This window comes from Pseudobutyrivibrio sp. AR14 (genome assembly GCF_900101325.1).
Classification (GTDB): Bacteria; Bacillota; Clostridia; order Lachnospirales; family Lachnospiraceae; genus Pseudobutyrivibrio.
Genome location: NZ_FMUY01000001.1, coordinates 358653 through 375144 on the forward strand (window position 1 = coordinate 358653; position 16492 = coordinate 375144).

A 16492-nucleotide genomic window follows, 5' to 3' on the forward strand; every position below is an offset into this window, starting at 1 on the left:
CTCCGGCAATGGCACTTCTTGAGCATATTCTTTGTCTCGCAAAAAACATGCATTTTAAGCAGCAATCTTACTCTCAATAACAATATCAGTAAATGTATCTTCTTGAGTAATATTAATCTGTCCAGCCTTCATCATTTCCAAGATACAAAGGAATGTAACAATAACCTCTGTCTTAGAATGAGCAGCTTCTAATAAGTTTCTGAAACTAAATGTATTGTGAGCCTTAGCAAAAGCGATAGTCCACTCCATCTTCTGTTCCAATGAAACCTCTTCCTTTTTAATCTTACCAAATGTAGAACGGATTGGATCTCGTCTATTATCCTGACGCTTAAGAACCTGGTTAAAAATATCATTAAGCTTGTTCAAAGTAAGGTCAGACATAAGCTCTTCTAAGTCAACTGGCTGCTCGTACTTTAAAACCTCATCAGGGATGGTAGGCTCCTTGTAAAATACAAGGCTGGCATCCATCTGTCTATCTCGAAGCTGATAAGATATAGTCTTGTACATTTTGTACTCAAGTAACTGCTGAACAAGCTCTGCACGTGGATCCTCAGCCTCTTCGCCGTCCTCTTCCTTTTCCTCTCTAGGAAGAAGCATACGACTCTTAATATCAAGAAGTGTGGTAGCCATAAGCAGGAACTCAGACATAATATCCAAGTCACTATTATCCATAGCTCGAACATATTCCATATATTGATCAGTAATCTCAACGATTGGAATATCGTAAATATCAACTTTATTCTTATCAATCAGGTGAAGAAGCAAGTCTAATGGCCCCTCAAATACCTGAAGCTTAACATTCATCTCCATGAATTTTCTCCTACTTATGGGCAAAAAAATAATCTCATGCCTATTAACATGAGATTATTATATTAGACTATATTGTGTATGTCAATATGATTAACCACTATATATAGTTGTCTGACAATTATTACATTGCCTCGAGAGTCTTACGAATTTCAATGATAAAATCGCGAGAATTAAGTACTGTAGGATTCTCAATAGATGTGATAAGAGCTAAATCCTTAGTCATCTTTCCATCCTCTATTGTCTTAACGCAAGCCTTCTCAAGCTTATCTGCAAACTGTGCAAGCTCTGGAATATTATCAAGCTCACCGCGCTTTCTAAGAGCACCTGTCCAAGCAAAAATTGTAGCTACTGAGTTTGTAGATGTCTCCTCACCCTTAAGGTGCTTGTAGTAATGGCGCTGAACAGTACCGTGAGCAGCCTCATACTCATAGTAACCAGCAGGGCTAACAAGCACTGAAGTCATCATAGCAAGTGAACCAAATGCAGATGAAATCATATCAGACATAACATCACCATCGTAATTCTTGCATGCCCAGATAAATCCACCCTCTGACTTCATAACACGTGCTACAGCATCATCGATAAGTGTATAGAAATACTCGATACCAGCCTTATCAAATGCATCCTTGTATTCCTTATCAAAGATTTCCTGGAATATATCCTTAAATGTATGGTCATACTTCTTTGAAATAGTATCTTTTGTAGCGAACCATAAATCCTGCTTTGTATCTAAAGCAAATTTAAAACAGCTATGAGCAAAACTCTCAATAGAATTATTGATATTGTGCTGACCCTGAACAACACCAGGACCATTGAATGTATGAACTAAAGCACGCTCTTCCTTGCCATCCTCAGTTGTGTAAACAAGCTCAACCTTACCAGCTGCAGGGATTACCATCTCAGTGTTCTTATAAACATCACCGTATGCATGACGAGCAATTGTAATAGGCTTCTTCCATGACTTAACATTTGGATCAATTCCCTTTACAACGATTGGTGCTCTAAATACAGTACCATCAAGAATAGCTCTGATTGTACCATTTGGGCTCTTCCACATCTCTTTAAGATTATACTCAGTCATACGTGCAGCGTTAGGTGTGATAGTTGCACACTTTACAGCAACACCGTATTTCTTTGTAGCCTCTGCAGACTCCACTGTAACCTTATCATCTGTCTCATTTCTGTGCTCGAGACCAAGATCATAATACTCTGTCTTTAAATCAATGAAAGGAAGCAAAAGCTCATCCTTAATCATCTGCCAGAGAATTCGAGTCATCTCATCTCCGTCCATCTCTACAAGTGGGGTTGTCATTTGAATTTTGCTCATAAATATTTCTCCTTATAGTACGGGGGCTCTTTCATTAACAATTAATATAACTCATTCTGAAACAAAAACATTTCATAGAAAGCTATATTAAATCGTTAATTAGAGCCCCCTCACTTAAAACAATAGTTACCTAATTCATAATAGTTATCTTAAAGATTATTTAACAACTAAGTTAACAATCTTGTTTGGTACATAGATTTCTTTAACAAGGTTCTTGCCTTCAAGAGCCTTTGCAACTGCCTCGTCAGCCTTAGCAATAGAAAGAGCCTCATCCTTTTCACATCCGTTAGGGATTTTGATTGTAGCCTTAAGCTTACCATTGACCTGAACAGCTATCTCGATTGTAGACTCTACAATCTTGTTAGGATCAAATTCTGGCCATTGAGCAAGTGAGCAATATCCCTCACCTCCCAGCTCTGCGTACATCTCCTCACAAAGATGTGGAGCAAATGGGCAAAGAATCTTTACAAGTAAGATAAGATTCTCTTTTGTAATATGTCCCTCTGCAACGATATCGTTAAGAAGTCCCATCATAGCTGCGATAGCTGTGTTGTACTTCATAGCTTCGATATCCTCAGATACCTTCTTAATTGTCTTGTGAACACCAGTCTCGATTGACTCGCTGTTAGGCTCATCAGTAACAATATCTGTAAGACCTGCAAATCTCTCAAGGAATCTCTTACATCCACGAACAGAAGCATCTGACCAAGGAGCAGCTGCGCCATAGTCACCCATGAATAATACGTATGTACGAAGTGTATCTGCACCATAAGCATCTACAATATCAAGTGGATCAATAACATTACCACGAGACTTTGACATCTTCTGTCCATCCTCACCAAGAATCATACCCTGGGCACTTCTCTTCTTGTATGGCTCTGGAGTATTAACTACACCAAGGTCATAGAGGAAATGATGCCAGAAACGTGAGTAAATCAAGTGACGTGTAACGTGCTCCATACCACCATTGTACCAATCAACTGGCATCCAGTACTTGAGCTTGTCCATTGATGCAAACTCTTTATCATTGTGTGGATCAATGTAGCGAAGGAAGTACCAAGAAGAACCAGCCCACTGAGGCATAGTATCTGTCTCGCGCTTAGCATCACCGCCACACTTAGGACACTTGCAATTAACGAAGCTATCAACCTTAGCAAGTGGTGACTCTCCATCAGTACCTGGCTCAAACTTCTCAAGTACAGGAAGCTTAAGTGGAAGCTGATCATAAGGAACTGCAACATCACCACATGTAGGACAATGTACAATTGGAATAGGCTCACCCCAGTAACGCTGTCTATTAAATGCCCAATCCTTCATCTTGAACTGAACACCAGCCTTACCACAACCAAGCTTCTCCAATTCCTGAATCATTCTATCGATAGAGTCCTTTTTGTTGTTAAGACCATTAAGGAACTCTGAATTAATCATGTTACCCTCGCCTGTATAGGCTTCTTTTGTAACATCTCCACCCTCAATTACAGGGATAATATCAATGCCAAACTTTGTAGCGAAATCCCAGTCACGTTGATCGTGAGCAGGAACCGCCATAATAGCACCTGTACCATAACCCATCATTACGTAATCAGAGATAAATACAGGAATCTTCTTGCCAGTGATTGGGTTGATAGCATCAAATCCCTCAACTCTAACACCAGTCTTATCCTTAGAAACAAGCTGTGTACGCTCGAACTCAGACTTCTTCTGACACTCTGCTCTATAAGCCATGATTGCATCCATGTTAGAAATCTTGTCAGCATACTTATCAATATATGGATGCTCAGGAGCGATAACCATGAAAGTTACACCACAAAGTGTATCTGGTCTTGTAGTATAAATTTCAAGCTTATCCTCTATTCCTTCGAGTGTGAAATTAACGAAAGCACCCTTAGATTTACCAATCCAGTTAACCTGCTGCTGCTTAATATTCTCAGGGAAATCCACTTCATCAAGTCCCTGAAGAAGCTTATCAGCATACTCAGTAATACGAAGGTACCAAACGTCCTTCTCTTTTTGAATAACATCACTGTGGCAGATATCGCACTTACCACCCTGTGAATCCTCATTTGAAAGGACAACCTTACAATGTGGGCAATAATTTACAAGAGTCTTGTCTCTGAAAACAAGTCCCTTTTCAAACATCTTAAGGAAAATCCACTGTGTCCACTTGTAGTAATCCTCCTGAGTTGTATCGATTGTACGGCTATAATCGAAAGAAAAACCTACGCTCTTAAGCTGTGTAGTAAACTTTTTAATATTGTCATCTGTGATTTTTCTAGGATGTGTATTAGTCTTAACAGCGTAATTCTCTGTAGGAAGACCGTATGCATCAAATCCGATAGGGAATAATACATTATATCCCTGCATACGACGCTTTCTTGAAACTACTTCTACTGAAGAATAAGCCTTGATATGTCCAACGTGCATACCAGCGCCTGATGGATATGGAAACTCTACAAGACCGTAGAATTTTGGCTTATCAGAACCATCAACAGCTCGGAAAATGTCGTCCTTTTCCCAGGCTGCCTGCCATTTTTTCTCAATTGCTTTAAAATTATGTTTCATTTTCTCACCTCGAAATTATGTAACACCATGGTAATGTATTAAAATAAATTTCGCCCCATTACCACAACTAAACGAAATTATAATAAAAGCTGTGATGTTTTGCAATGGAAACTCATCACAGCTTTTAATTATTTATGAAAAATAATAATTATTCACTTACTTTTTCTTTCTTTTTCTTATTTTTCTTATTAATGGCAGAAATAGAAGCTCCTATCACGGCACCAAAAACAGCTCCATAAGCTGATTTAGATCCAACCCTCTTCCAATCTATTCCTTCTGAAATATGGGCATCTGATTTAATTGTCTTATCAAAGTAAAATTCAACGCCCTCGACCAGTTCCTGCGAATCTTCTATTAAAGAAGCTGCATCTACAGAAGGCGCATAAGAACGAGTATAGAAATAATAATTGTTGTTATTAGCTATAGTACATAGACATCCAGAGGTAAAATCACCATCTGCATTAGTTCCTGTCATTATAAACTGAAAATATGGTATACCGCCTTCTGTGTAGAAGATATCCTTGTATTCAAAGCTTTTAATACCATCTTTTCCAACCCAATTTTCCATTTCTTTACTGAGTTGTTCTCCAAATTCAGCAACTTCCTCTTTTGAATAATCCTTTAAGTGACCAATTTCATCCTCGCCTTCAAGATAATTCATGTATGATTCTCTAAAGTAATTATCTTCATCTACATATAAAGCTTCAAAATATGCACCTGGTGTAGACTTAATAGTCTTAACAATGGTATCTGGATTGATTCCATATTCAGAAATATCATCTCCATAACTATTATCTGCATCATAGATATAATTGTATTTGTCACTAATTGTTATCGATAAATCAATATCTTCATAGTCAAGTACAACATCAGATGCAGCCTTAGATACAGTCGAAGTCCCCACTGTAAACACCGTTGCCATAGCAAGCGAAAGCATAATACCTTTTTTCATAACAATTCTCCTTTTTCACTAACATTTTTCAATAACTCAGAACTTATCATTTATCCTTCTTTTTTCTTTTCACAGCATTAACCAAAAAACTTGCACCAACAAGAATCGCAGCTCCCGCAGCACGACCTAAAGTGCGAGAAGCAAATGCGTTCTTACCAGCTCTTGTCTTATTAGTTTTTGGTCCTGTAATTATGTTGGAATCACTTGCAATATTATTTGAATCAGAAATATTAGAAGTATCCTCCACCTTTTCTGGTCTACCAGTAAATTTAACACCCTCTACAAAATCTTCTCCCTCCTTAACCAAATCATCAATTAAAATATTTGGATTGTATGATCTAAAATAGAAATAATAACTATCTCCGTTAACAATTGTAAAATAGCAAGCCGAACGAAAATCGCCATCTTCTTTTAAACTCTTCATATCAAAAACAAAGAATACTTCTCCATCTTCAGTATGATAAGAATCTAAATAATCACAAGATACACCATAAAGAGAAGAAACGGAAAAACCCGTTTTTACCTTAGTTAACAAATCTTCTAATTCGTCATCAGAACAATCTTTCAAATCTCCTGAAACACCAAATTCATGAGCATATGACATATAAGCTTCGTTAAGATAACCTTCATCATCAATATAAAATGCATCGTAGGACATACCATTTTCTTTTATTGTTGATGTAATTTCATTGGTGTGGATACCAATGTCAGTCACCTCATCCCTGTATCCTTGACTCTCATCATAGATATATCTGTATTTTTCAGGGAAGCTTGCTTCTATACCGAACTTAGATAATACGAAATCGTCTTTATCCTCTGTAACCTCACCAACCGACTCTGTTTCAGAAGCCCTAGCAACAACAGGTGTTGCAATCAAAAGAACAAGCATTAAAGCAAGCAAATTTAAAATCTTCTTTTTCATATACATTTTTCTCCAATTTATTTACGCACATATTATAGGTAGTATATTAATACCGTAACTTATTTTTGTCAATACCAAATAAAAAAGGAGCTACCAAAAGGTAGCCCCCATTAATATTAAAAATATTTATTCCTCTTCTACATCCTTAAGCTTATTAGCTCTTCTCTCGACCTCCTTAGCCTGAACATCAGATGGAACCTGCTCATATCTAGCTAACTCATAAGAGAATGTTCCATAGCCTCCAGTCATAGAACGAAGCTGAGTATCGTATCCATAAAGCTCTGCCATAGGTACTTCTGCAAGCACTTCTGTCTTGCCTCCGGTCTCTGTAGGATTCATACCAAGTACACGACCACGTCTCTTGTTTAAGTCACCCATTACATCACCGGTATATGTATCAGGTACAACAACTTTCAGTGTCTCAATAGGCTCAAGAAGAATTGGATTGGCTTTCATGATGCCATCCTTGAACGCTCCCTTGGCAGCAACTTTAAATGCCATCTCGGAAGAATCAACTGGATGATAGCTTCCATCGTAAAGATTAGCGTGAATACCAACTACTGGATATGCTGCAAGAGGTCCGGCAAGAACAGCTTCCTGCAATCCTTTTTCAACAGCAGGGAAATAATTCTTAGGAACAGCACCACCAACAACTGACTCTGTAAAATTATAATGCTCTTCCATATTTCCAGATGGCTCAAATGTCATCTTTACATGGCCATACTGTCCATGACCACCTGTCTGCTTCTTATATTTATACTCAACATCGGCCTTTCCACGGATTGTCTCTTTAAATGCAATCTTTGGCTGGCTAAGCTCAATATCTACTTTATATTTTTCATTGAGCTTTTGAACAAGCATATCAATATGTCTATCGCCAATACCATAGATAAGTGACTGGCTATTTTCGCCGTCATTAACAGCCTTAATAGTCAAATCCTCAGCGCAAAGCTTTGCCATAGCCTGAGCAATTTTATCCTCATCACCCTTATTCTTTGCTTTATATCTCTTGTATGTATATGGCACAGAAAGAGGTGTTCTAATGTAAAGAATTGGATTAGCCTTAGTAGAAAGTGAATCTGTAGTAGCAACTTTCTGTAGCTTAGAAAGAGCACAAATATCACCTGCATGTACCTCAGGTACTTCCTCTGGCTTGCTGCCTGTTAAAATATAAAGCTTACCGATCTTCTCTTCAGATTCCTTGTGCTTGTTATAAAGCAAATCATCTGTCTTTAATACGCCTGAATTAACTTTTATAAGAGAATATTTACCTACAAATGGGTCAACAATTGTCTTGAATACATAAGCTGACTTAGGCTTAGAGAAGTCATAATTTGCCTCATAAACCTCATTAGTATTTGCGTTAATTCCTGTGATAACACAATCTGCTGGTGATGGTAAATACTTAACCACATCAGTAAGCATTGTATACTGACCTCTATTAGTAAGATTAGAACCCATCATAACAGGGACAATATCACCAGAAGCCACATTTACACGAAGTGCCTGTCTGATTTCATCCTCTGAGAACTCCTCGCCACCAAAATATCTATCCATAAACTCTTCTGATGTCTCAGCAACAGACTCCATAAGAGCTTCACGATATTTCTCTAAATATTCCTGATTGTAATCTGGCACATCACTATGCTCTACAGTGCCGTCAGCCTTCCAACGCTTACCCATCTGCTGAATAACATTTACATAGCCAACAAATTCGCCATTTTCTCTAATTGGAAGATGGAAAGGAGCAATCTTTTTACCATAAAGGCTTTGGAGCTCCTCAACTATTTCTCTATAGCTGGCATCATCTATATCCATGTCAGTTACAAATACCATTCTAGGAAGATTAAATTTGTCGCACATCTCCCAGGCTCTCTTTGTACCAACCTCAATTCCGCTTTTACCTGAAATAACAATAATAGCTGCATCAGCTGCAGAAACAGCTTCTTCAGCCTCTCCAACAAAATCGAAATATCCTGGTGTGTCTAGGAAATTAATCTTAGTATCGCCCCAAATGATTGGAACTAAAGATGTGTAAATAGAAAACTTGTTTTTCTGCTCCAATTTGTCATAGTCACTAATGGTATTACCAGCCTCGATAGTGCCTGGCTTGCTGATCTGACCAGCCAGAAAAGCCATTGATTCGATGAGACTGGTTTTGCCCGCCCCGCTGTGACCAAGTAACACAACGTTTCTAATTTTGTCCGTAGTAAAAACCTTCATGTGTCTTACCTCCCAATAATTATTTGACGCCTTAACCCCGCCGCGCCTTGCTGTGTAAAAACTTAATTTTATTTTAATCAATATTCAGACTATTTACAATGAAAATATATGCTATTATATAAATATATTCTTACTTTAAAGCGTTGAAGTGAATCCGTATTTTCCATTTCAACCACAGGGGGATAATTCTTATGAAAGCAAAAACAATCGGCTTTGTTGGCCTAGGATTAATCGGCGGAAGTATTGCAAAAGCCATTCTAAAAAAATATCCAAATACTAAGATTCTTGCCACAGCTTCCAGAGAATCCACAGTGGAAGCTGCCTACGAGGAGCATCTTATTGATAATAATGGATTACTGAAAATCCATCAGTTCGGTCAGTGCGATATCATTTTCCTTTGCAGTCCAGTTAAAATCAACTGTGATTATTTAAAGCAATTAAAGGACGTAGTTATGCCAGACTGCATCATTACTGATGTTGGCTCAGTTAAGGGAGATATTACTGCTGTTGCAAGAGAGCTAGGTGTCACGAGTCAATTTATTGGTGGACATCCTATGACAGGCTCAGAACTTACTGGTCTAGAGCACTCAGATGCCAGACTTCTCGAAAACGCATATTATATCCTAACAGCTGATGCAGATATGAATCAGGATACTTACAACGAATTTGGCGAATTCATCAAATCACTTGGTGCCATTCCTATTAAGCTATCTTCTGAGGAGCATGATGAGGCCACTGCAGCTGTATCGCATCTTCCACATGTAATTGCAGCTTCCCTTGTTAATCTTGTTCAGGACAATGATGATGAGCGCACCACTTGCAAGACTATTGCAGCAGGCGGTTTTAAGGACATCACAAGAATCGCATCTGGCTCACCTACTATGTGGCAGCACATTTTCCTTAGCAACCGTCAGGCTATATTAAAATTACTTGATGCTTATAAGGAAGAGCTTGAGACATTTAGAAAAGCAATCGATGAATCTGATGCAGACGAAATACTTAAACTTTGGTCAAAGGCTAAGGACTATAGAGACTCTATTACTATTCCTGAAAATGCTTTAATTCGCTTTTACGAATTATACTGCGATATAGATGACAAACCTGGTACATTAGTTGGAGTACTTCAGCTCCTTTCCGATGTTGATATCAGCGTCAAAAATATCGACATCATTCACAATCGAGAATTTGAGCCTGGTGTACTTCGAATTGAGTTCTACACAGAAGATGCTATGAAAAAGGCTCAGACCACTCTCACACACAATAATTATTACGTAAGACAGAGGACAAATTAATGGCAATAACAAAAGCAAATAGCTTAAAAGGTGAAATAAAAGTTCCTGGAGACAAATCTATCAGCCACCGCGGTGTTATGTTTGGCGCAATTTCAGAGGGAACCACCGAGTTAACTGGATTTTTAGATGGTGCAGACTGCCGCTCTACTATAGGTTGTTTTAGAGCTATGGGTATTGATATTTCTCAAAATGCAGATCACGTCGTTATCCACGGAAAGGGTCTTCACGGACTTAAGGCACCTAGTCAGATGCTGGATGTGGGAAACAGCGGAACTACCACCCGTCTTATATCGGGTATACTTGCTGGTCAGCCATTTGTATCTTCTCTCAACGGCGATGAATCAATTCAAAAAAGACCAATGGGCAGAATCATTACTCCTCTTACTCAAATGGGTGCTCATATTCGCTCAATTAAGGATAACGGATGCGCCCCACTAGAAATCGGCGGTGCACCATTAAAAGCAATCCACTACGATTCTCCTGTTGCCAGCGCACAGGTTAAATCATGTGTATTACTTGCTGGATTATACGCGGATGGTGTTACTTCTGTCACAGAGCCTGTAGTATCTAGAAATCATACAGAGCTGATGCTTTCTGGATTTGGTGCAGATATTAAATCAGAAGGTCTTACCGCTTCTATCGTTGGCAACCCAAAACTAATCGGCCAAAAAATAGAGGTTCCTGGAGATATTTCCTCCGCAGCATACTTCATTGTTGCAGGATTAATCTGCGAGAATGCCGACTTGCTTATAAAAAACGTAAATACGAATCCAACAAGAGCCGGCATCATAAAAGTTGCTCAGGATATGGGTGGAAACATTGAATTATTAAATGAAAGAAATGTATCGGGAGAGCCTGTAGCAGATATTCATGTAACTAGCAGTATTTTACATGGCTGTGAGGTTTCAGGCGACATTATCCCTACTCTTATAGATGAGCTTCCAGTTATTGCTGTCATGGCTGCATGCGCATCTGGCACTACTACTATCAAAGATGCTGCAGAGCTTAAAGTAAAAGAAAGCGATCGAATCGCTACTGTCACCGAGAATCTTAAAAATATGGGATGCGATATCACTCCTACTGATGATGGAATGATTATAAATGGAGGTAATCCACTTAAAGGTACTACCGTAAAGACGTATCTAGATCACAGAATTGCAATGTCATTTGCCATAGCAGGCCTTGTAGCCCAAGGAGAAACAACTTTCGATAACGAAGAATGTTGTTGCATCTCCTATCCTAACTTTTTCAGAACATTAAACAGTATTATTAATAAGTAACATTAGTTAAATATTATCCCTGAAAGACAAAAACTTTCAGGGATTTTTTTATTTATGGAAAAAAAGTATAAAGACTCATTGAACTAAATGTGTAACCGTAAATTTAATTACATAAATAAATGGAGAACAATCATGCCACAAAACAGAGGAGAATATAGTAATCGAATGAATGCAAACCAGCAAAATGAAATGAGCACCCCTATAAGAACAAGCTCACTTAGGAACTTTTTCCAACACAACCAAGAAATTCAGAATCAAGCGGCGCAACGATTAAATGCACAACAAGGATTGGGTGGATTAGATCCACGAACTGTAAATCCATTAAACTCTCCTATTGCACAAGGACCAAGGTCAAGATTTACTTTAAATCAGCCTACTGCACAGAATAATAATGCACAGAATAATAATGCACGGAATAATAATCCACAAAATAATAATGCACAGAATAATAATCCACAGAATAATAATAACAACCAAACATATCGTATAACAAATATTGTAGATTCTATGGAACGAAATCGTAAAAGATTAAATAAAAATAGTAATATTAATAATAATAACGTTAATCGTGATTTTGTAAGACCAGATCGATTCGTTCAGCCTCAAACAAGATTTACAAATACACCACTTCCTCCTGACAATAGTTATAATTCAAGGGCTGCATCATCAAATAATTCAAATAGCTATACTGCAATAGATAACAACACATCCAATAGAGCAGGGGCAACAAAAGTCAAGAATGAAGCAAGTTCATCTAATGCCCCAACTCGTCAGCGACGAAATGCGAACCACCAATAAATATCCTAGAATAATCGTCCAAAATTCTAGACCAAAATAATAAAATGAAAGCCTCTCAAACAATGGCTAATACTAAATTTGACAAAAAAAGTATATTATAACCATTAATCCTTGAAGTTTTTTGCTTCAAGGATTCTATTTTTTGGAAAAAACCATCAAAGCTTATTGAATTATAGATGTAACAATGACAAATAAAAAATCCTAATATTGAAAGGAGAAAAAATGGCATTAAATAATTCACCAAACACAGATAACACTCAACAAAATACCAGACCAAATGTAGTTCAACATCCATTGCAAAATAGCAATATAAGACCCCGACTAAGTACAACACCTGGTAGGCCTTTGACTCTTGAACAGAAAATTAAAGGCCAGCAAATGTCAAAGGCATACAAAAACTATAGACAAAATCAGATGAGCGAACATAATAATCAAGATAGAGCCGAAACCGAACCTATACCACGAACACCACCGATACCACATTCTCCAGAAGGACATCCTGTACCACTTGCACCAACTGCACCAGAAGTCCCATTTATACCTGAGACTAGACTACATGTAGTTAATAATCCTGACCCCATTGATGTCGATACAGCACGAATAGGTCAATCAAGATATTCACAATTACGTAATCAATCACAATATCAAAGTAGACCACCTATGGGCCCACGAAATCCTGAAAACCAACCTAACTGGCAGCCAAAAACTGAGGCACCTAATATAAAAAGTACAAGTAAACCAAAATTAACGAACACGCCCCCTAAAAATCTCACTGCAGAAGAATTGATGAAATCCCAGGCACGGGCAGAGAGATATAGAACTCTTAACGCTAATCAGAGCAATAGCAACGCAAAACATACACAACAAAAGTTTTATCATACAAGTCCTACTGATCAAATAAATAATGCCGAATCATATACCCAGAGAAATCCAGATGCAAGGAATACTACGACCAATACAAATCGCCATCCTCAAAGACAAACTAGTCTTACACGTAATGATTCTCAACGTAGTAATACTTCTGTGCGTTCAATGTAACTAATTTTTTAGAGAATAGAACTAATTAATTGTTAGCTCTATTCTCTTTTTTATTTCTATATCAAGACTACTCTCCTCTACCATAAAAATATAATTACTAAATAGAAATAATAATATTTTTCAAATTTGGAAAAAAAATAAATTAATCATTGAAGTAATTACAGAACTATAACTATTTAATAATCCCATCGAAAGGAGAATTCTAAATGGCAAAGTTAAACCCCTTTAAAAAGCAAAAAGACCCTATCAATGAAAGAATAAACCTATGTAAAGATTTATTAAAAATTGTAAATAGGTATGAAGAACAGGCGACTACAAGCGACACAAGACAAATCAAAAAATATTTAAACGAACAATTAGAGTATGCCAGAGCTGATAAAGTAGCTCATGAAAATGGAAACGAGAATAATATTAATTATCCGGCAAACAATCGAGACTTGAGAGATGCGACCCTAGAATATCTGGGAAGAACTATTATCGATAACAACAACAAAGCCTCAAATCAAATGGTAAAAGATTTAAACAAGGTACACGGTAAAAATATTTTTAAAAAAGATTTAAGCCGCGACATTCACAATCGAGACTTAATACGAAACGAAAATGGTGGCCTAAATAGACCAATAAATCCAAACGACCACGAAGTATCCAATAGAAAACCTCCGGAAAAAGTTCAATTAGCTCAAGAAATACGCGAAAATAACGCTAAGCTAAAACAGGGCGAAGAAAAAATACGAAACTTGCAAAAAGCAAATCAAGAGATATTTATTAGAAATTTACAAAACGAACGTGTACCACAATATTACGAAAAACAAATTCAAAAAATAAATAAAGACATCCAAAATATAAATAAAAAAATGCAACAGCGAGAACAAACTTTTCGACCAGAATATGAGCAAAATCAACGAACATTAGAAATACATGATCAGCGACTCAACAAGGCACAAGCCGAACTTTATCGAGCAGCCAACCATTATGAAATTCCTCCACGAGATCAATCCAATTATGCCGGAAAAGCTCGAGAACAAAGGGATGGAAATATAAATATGCAGTTCCTATCAAATTCAGAGAATGATACTATTGCTAAGACATTAGTAGATAACCAAAAACTTATTCAATCATACTACATAGCCAAATATAACAGTAATATATCTCAGACGCCTCAATCTAAAGGGAAAGAAATTGTGCGAAACGACTCATCATCGACCCAAAGTGTCAACTCTGCCAGAAGTCATCAAAAACAATAACATAATACTATAAAGAAATATTATTAAATTAAATTTGAAGTTTAAGAATTTAATTAAATACTATTTAACGAAAGAAGAAAACATACATGCCAAATATGCAAATAAAGTTAACCCTCCTTTAGTTCGAGCCGGCCAGCAATCTCCTACCCCTCCTTCTCCTAAAATTAATAATACTAGAAGCCTTAAGCTTAAATAACAATATGAAAAATCTTGAAGCAATTCTCGCTTCAAGATTTTTTTATTTCTGGAAAAAAATTAACACATTTATTGAATAATACTTGGGATGAATTTTTATCACAACTAGATTGAAAGGAGAACAAAAATGCAAGAATTCAATTCCACAAATTTAAATCACAATACAATGTATCCTCCAGGATCTGCTCTACATGGAAATCTTCCTAAATTTGAGTTTGACCAGTCACAAAATACAACTAGAGATGACTACTCAAATTTATTAAGTAGAAAAAGAATCAAACATAAAGATTCAATTGAGTTGAATCGAAATAATTTACACAAAGATAACGGACTAGAAGATGCATTAAAATATTTTAGAGCCGAAAGTAAAATGCTTGAAAACCAAACGCCATCTTATGAGCAATCTCGTCTTACCACTACTCCATTGGATTCATATAACGAGCCAACATATAGTACAGCCAGAAGAAACAAAGGAAAACAGCCAGAAAATCAACCTCGAGACAATAGAGCTGAAAAAGAATTTCGCGATAATATCAATAAAATACTTACAGCAGTTGGCATAAAACCTGAGGATCCATATCAGCCTAAGTCAGATAATCAAAAAAAACAAAAAGAAAAAGTAAATACCAATTCAGCTTCAACTTCAAATAATGTAAATCAAAAAAACAAGCGTCATAAACAGTAACTAATTAAAAAGAGCATTGTTACTTAACCACTAGTAACAATGCTCTCTTCTTTTTATTCATATTATCTACATTTCTTTTTTTATATGAGAAATATACTAAATTTATTAACTCGCTGGAAAAAACTTTTTATTTTTATTGAAATATAAATGTTATCTAATAATTATATTTGAGCTAAAAAGGAGGATTAATATGCCAACAAGCATAAGTGATTTAACCAGCGGTAATAATCCACTTGATGAAAGGAAAAGACTTGCTAAGCAATTCTTAGATATTGCAACTTTCTATAAAGATCTTGGTACTGATAAAGATTATAACGCAATTAAATCTTACCTCGAAAGGGAAATAGATCACTGTAATTACTTACAAAGGAATGGTATCCCAGACAATAGAAATATCAAAAATAATAAAGACCTTCGTAATGCAACTTCAGAATACTTAGGAAGAACTGTTGTTGATAACGCTAATTTTGTTTGCAAAGATGTTGTTAAGGATTTAAATACTGTTCGGGGGAAAAAATATTATTCTAAAGATTTAACAAAAGCACGCGCAAAACGTAACAAAAATAGAAGAAAAAATTATGGTTTAAATAAACCAATAATTCCTGAGCAGAAAAATCAATTTGATAAATTACAAACATTGGATGATAGGTCTCAACAAAGTAATGATAATACTGCTTTAAGTAATGATAGATTTTTCGATAAGGGTTTATACGAACAATTTAAGAATAATTTTAACCGAAACAAATATGGCTCAGCTCCAAAAGAGCCTATATCTAATTATGGAAATGCTCAAAATAGCGGCAATCAAGGAAGCAACTTTAACCCTGAAAATATGGGTAAAGTAAAAATGAATTTAAACTTAGGTTTCGTCCGTATAATAGTAATAAAAATCCCACGAAATCGCCAAAACATTCCACAGATAAACAATCAGCAGCCATTACGTCCGCAAAATAAAAATGATTACCTAAGGAATCGAGAGAACGCTAGACAACAAAATCAATACTCACACCAACAGAACCAGTACTATGCTAGACCTCAGCAATCATTGAATAATCAACCTAATTGGAGAATGCCTCGGCAGTCTTGGAATAACCAACCTAATATGGGTATGCCTCGGCAGTCTTGGAACAACCAACCTAATATGGGTATGCCTCGGCAATCTTG

13 protein-coding genes are annotated in these 16492 nt (G+C 36.6%); 7 read left to right on the forward strand and 6 right to left on the reverse strand.

Features of this window, described 5'->3' with window-relative positions:
- Positions 1-54: 54 nt before the first annotated feature.
- From BLP50_RS01710 to BLP50_RS01735, 6 genes are all read right to left on the reverse strand, one after another.
- A complete protein-coding gene (locus BLP50_RS01710) occupies positions 55-810 on the reverse strand; it encodes a segregation and condensation protein A (protein WP_090149949.1) in 756 nt (251 codons plus the stop codon).
- A 121-nt stretch (positions 811-931) separates the two neighbouring features.
- Positions 932-2137: an NADP-dependent isocitrate dehydrogenase gene (locus BLP50_RS01715; protein WP_090149952.1), complete on the reverse strand. Its 1206-nt coding sequence runs from the start codon at positions 2135-2137 to the stop codon at positions 932-934.
- Between the two features lie 156 nt (positions 2138-2293).
- A complete protein-coding gene (gene leuS, locus BLP50_RS01720; RefSeq protein WP_090149955.1) occupies positions 2294-4699 on the reverse strand; it encodes a leucine--tRNA ligase in 2406 nt (801 codons plus the stop codon).
- A 148-nt stretch (positions 4700-4847) separates the two neighbouring features.
- Positions 4848-5651 carry a hypothetical protein gene (locus tag BLP50_RS01725; protein ID WP_090149958.1) on the reverse strand — a complete coding sequence of 268 codons (804 nt, stop codon included), beginning with the start codon at positions 5649-5651 and terminating at the stop codon, positions 4848-4850.
- A gap of 46 nt (positions 5652-5697) precedes the next feature.
- Positions 5698-6573, reverse strand: coding sequence for a hypothetical protein (locus tag BLP50_RS01730; protein WP_090149962.1), 876 nt, complete (start codon positions 6571-6573; stop codon positions 5698-5700).
- A 126-nt stretch (positions 6574-6699) separates the two neighbouring features.
- Positions 6700-8796: an elongation factor G gene (locus BLP50_RS01735; RefSeq protein WP_090149964.1), complete on the reverse strand. Its 2097-nt coding sequence runs from the start codon at positions 8794-8796 to the stop codon at positions 6700-6702.
- A 191-nt stretch (positions 8797-8987) separates the two neighbouring features.
- On the opposite strand from BLP50_RS01735, the gene BLP50_RS01740 reads away from it, so the two are divergent.
- The 7 genes from BLP50_RS01740 to BLP50_RS01770 form a co-directional block, all read left to right on the forward strand.
- A complete protein-coding gene (locus BLP50_RS01740) occupies positions 8988-10088 on the forward strand; it encodes a prephenate dehydrogenase (RefSeq protein ID WP_090149966.1) in 1101 nt (366 codons plus the stop codon).
- Complete coding sequence (gene aroA, locus BLP50_RS01745) at positions 10088-11368, forward strand: 3-phosphoshikimate 1-carboxyvinyltransferase (protein WP_090149969.1); 1281 nt, start codon at positions 10088-10090, stop codon at positions 11366-11368. Before BLP50_RS01740 ends, aroA begins: the two co-directional genes overlap by 1 nt.
- A gap of 132 nt (positions 11369-11500) precedes the next feature.
- Positions 11501-12166: a hypothetical protein gene (locus BLP50_RS01750; protein ID WP_090149971.1), complete on the forward strand. Its 666-nt coding sequence runs from the start codon at positions 11501-11503 to the stop codon at positions 12164-12166.
- Positions 12167-12388: 222 nt separating this feature from the next.
- Positions 12389-13204, forward strand: a complete 816-nt coding sequence (locus BLP50_RS01755) for a hypothetical protein (protein WP_090149975.1) — start codon at positions 12389-12391, stop codon at positions 13202-13204.
- 206 nt (positions 13205-13410) lie between these two features.
- Positions 13411-14448, forward strand: a complete 1038-nt coding sequence (locus BLP50_RS01760; protein WP_090149979.1) for a hypothetical protein — start codon at positions 13411-13413, stop codon at positions 14446-14448.
- Between the two features lie 322 nt (positions 14449-14770).
- On the forward strand, positions 14771-15328 hold the full coding sequence (locus tag BLP50_RS01765) for a hypothetical protein (protein WP_090149982.1): 558 nt from the start codon (positions 14771-14773) through the stop codon (positions 15326-15328).
- A 190-nt stretch (positions 15329-15518) separates the two neighbouring features.
- Positions 15519-16492 (forward strand): hypothetical protein (locus BLP50_RS01770; protein ID WP_330386038.1); only part of this gene is annotated, 974 nt, incomplete at its 3' end.